This is a genomic window from Kitasatospora sp. NPDC091257 (genome assembly GCF_044757675.1).
Lineage (GTDB): Bacteria > Actinomycetota > Actinomycetes > Streptomycetales > Streptomycetaceae > Kitasatospora > Kitasatospora lactacystinica.
The window spans coordinates 1-2,907 of the sequence record NZ_JBIVVI010001140.1 but is presented as its reverse complement, the minus strand read 5'-3'; the positions used below and the strand labels follow the sequence as shown (position 1 = coordinate 2,907).

Below are 2,907 nucleotides of genomic sequence, written 5' to 3'. Positions count from 1 at the left end.
GGTGGTTCCAGACTGTGCGGTATGCGACATGAGCTGTCCAATATCCGGCGGCACCCCTGTCCATGCCAAGAATGTTCGATTCGGGCCCACCATGCGGACCCTGCCGAAACCTACTGTGATCATGCTGTGACCAGGAGTTGTTCCGGTCCGGTTCCGACAATGCCCGAGGGCGGGGGTTTGTCCGAAACCGTGCCGTTCGCCCAGTGGATCACCGCGTAGGTTCACAGGTGTTCACTCACCTGGACTCTCACGGAGGAGCCCCGATGGCCACTGCCACCACCCCGATACCGCGCCGCACCGTCCTCGCCGACCTGCTGCCCGCCGCCTCCACCCGCCTCGGCGCCCAGGCCCGCGACCTGGCCCTGGTGGCCGGCGGCGCCGCGCTGACCGGCCTGGCCGCCCAGCTGTCGGTGAACGTCCCCGGCTCGCCGGTGCCCGTCACCGGCCAGACCTTCGCCGCCCTGCTGGTCGGCACCGCGCTCGGCGCCCGCCGGGGCGTCGCCTCGATGGTGCTCTACCTGCTGGCCGGCATGGCGGGCCTGCCCTGGTTCGCCGAGGGCACCTCGGGCTGGGCGACGGCCTCCTTCGGCTACGTGATCGGCTTCGTCCTCGCCGCCGCCGTGACCGGTGCGCTGGCCCGCCGCGGCGCCGACCGCACCCCGGTCAACACCGCCGTCACCATGGTCCTCGGCAGCCTCGCCATCTACGCGGTCGGCGTCCCGTACCTCGCCCTGTCGCTGCACGTGTCGCTCGCCCGCGCCGCCGAGCTCGGCCTCTACCCGTACCTGGTCGGCGACGCCGTCAAGGCCGCCTTCGCCGCCGGCGCCCTGCCGCTGGCCTGGAAGCTGCTCGGCCGGCGCTGATCCGCCCGGCCGGCCCGCGTCGCCCGGCCGCCCCGCGCCGCCGTCCCACCCGGTCGGCGCCCCCGTTGTCGGGCCCGGGCGCACGCGCATGCCACACTCATGGCATGCGCGTGTACCTGGGCTCAGACCATGCCGGATACGAACTGAAGAACCACCTCGTGGAGTGGCTCAAGGGGGCCGGCCACGAGCCGGTCGACTGCGGGCCGCACATCTACGACGCCGAGGACGACTACCCGCCGTTCTGCCTGCGTGCCGCCGAGCGCACCGCCGCCGACGAGGACGCCCTGGGCATCGTGATCGGCGGCTCGGGCAACGGCGAGGCGATCGCCGCCAACAAGGTCAAGGGCGTCCGGGCCGCGCTGGCCTGGAGCGTGCAGACCGCCGAGCTCGGCCGTCAGCACAACAACGCCAACGTGATCTCCATCGGCGGCCGCATGCACACCCAGGAGGAGGCCACCGAGTTCGTCGAGGTCTTCCTCAAGACCCCGTACAGCGGCGAGCCCCGGCACACCCGCCGGATCGAGATGCTGAGCGAGTACGAGACCACCGGCGAGCTCCCGCCGATCCCGGCCCACCACCCGCAGGGCTGATCCCGCCACCCACCCTCCCCGACGGCCGGCCGCACGCTCCCGTGCGACCGGCCGCCGCCGTGTCCGGACACCTCCGGACGGCCCTGGACGCCCCCGGACCTCGCCCGACGGGCCCGCGGCGGCCCACTCCGCCTGTGGGATCGGCCACAGGCCCCGGCGCTCGGACACCCCCGTACGCGGGGCGCGCACGCCGCCCGCACGGCTCCGTACGCCCAACCGGCGTACGCCTCCTGACGGCACGCCCGCAACCCCGCCGATCGGCCGAAACCCGCCGGGCGCCCCGCGTTCCGGCACCCGCGCCCGCCCCCGGCCCGTCGACGCCGGGCCGTGCCCGTGGATAGGGTCGGACCCCATGGCTGGCAGAGCGCCGGGCACACCGCCCCAGACGACTGCGACGAGGCCCGGCGCCGCCACGGCGTCCGAGTCCGTGACGGCCCGGTTGCGCAAGAGGGTCCGCCGGGTCCGCCGAAGGCTGCGCACAGCCGGTGTGGACTACTTCCGCGGCGGCGCCGCCGACTGGCCGGTGCTCTGCGCGCTCGCCCTGCTCGTCCCGCTGCTGATCCTGCTCAACATCTGGATGCCCGACTGGGCCCCGCCCACCTCCCTGGTCCTGCCGATCCTGGCCGGCGCCCTGCTGCTGCGCCCCGGCAGCCTGGTGGTGCTCTACGCGCTGGCCGCGCTCGGCCTCTCCTCCGAGTCCGTGATCCACACCGGCCAGCGGGTCGCCAGCGACAACCCCGAGGCGTACATCTACGGCGTGACCCCGGGCGCGGCCCTGGTGGTCGGCGCCGCCGGGGTGGGCGGCCTGCTGCTCGCCCAGTTCCGGGCCCGGGTCGGCGTGCCCTGGTGGGGCGGCTCCACCATGCTGTTCGACCTGCGCGAGCGGCTGCGGGTGCAGAGCCGGGTGCCCGAGCTGCCGGAGGGCTGGCACGCGGACATGGCGCTGCGTCCGGCCGGCGGCCAGTCCTTCTCCGGGGACTTCGTGGTCGCCGCCCGCACCGGCCCCGGCCAGCGGCTGCTGGAGGTGGTCCTCGCGGACGTCTCCGGCAAGGGCATGGACGCCGGCTCCCGCGCGCTGCTGCTCTCCGGCGCCTTCGGCGGCCTGGTCGGCTCGCTGCCCGCGCACGACTTCCTGCCCGCCGCCAACGGCTACCTGCTGCGCCAGTCCTGGGAGGAGGGCTTCGCCACCGCCGTCCACCTGGTGCTGGACCTGGACACCGGGGAGTACGAGCTGCTCTCGGCCGGGCACCTGCCGGGCATGCAGCGGCTGGCCGGGGAGGGGCGCTGGGAGGTCAAGCAGGCCGAGGGTCCGCTGCTCGGGATCTACGACGGCGCCAAGTTCGAGGGCGTGCGCGGCCGGCTGAACCGGGGCGACGTGCTGATGCTGTGCACCGACGGCATGGTCGAGGCCCCGGGCCGGGACCTCGGGGAGGGCATGGACCGGCTGATGGGGG

3 protein-coding genes are annotated in these 2,907 nt (G+C 74.6%); all 3 read left to right on the top strand.

Annotated elements, in window-relative coordinates; genetic code table 11:
- The first annotated feature begins 263 nt into the window (after positions 1 to 263).
- Positions 264 to 863 carry a biotin transporter BioY gene (locus ACIQOV_RS35480; protein WP_380546621.1) on the top strand — a complete coding sequence of 200 codons (600 nt, stop codon included), beginning with the start codon at positions 264 to 266 and terminating at the stop codon, positions 861 to 863.
- A 104-nt stretch (positions 864 to 967) separates the two neighbouring features.
- Positions 968 to 1,453 (top strand): ribose-5-phosphate isomerase, encoded by a 486-nt coding sequence (locus tag ACIQOV_RS35475; protein WP_359914820.1) that lies wholly within the window; start codon positions 968 to 970, stop codon positions 1,451 to 1,453.
- Positions 1,454 to 1,805: 352 nt separating this feature from the next.
- The coding region (locus ACIQOV_RS35470) for a PP2C family protein-serine/threonine phosphatase (protein ID WP_401054946.1) at positions 1,806 to 2,907 on the top strand (1,102 nt) is incomplete at its 3' end.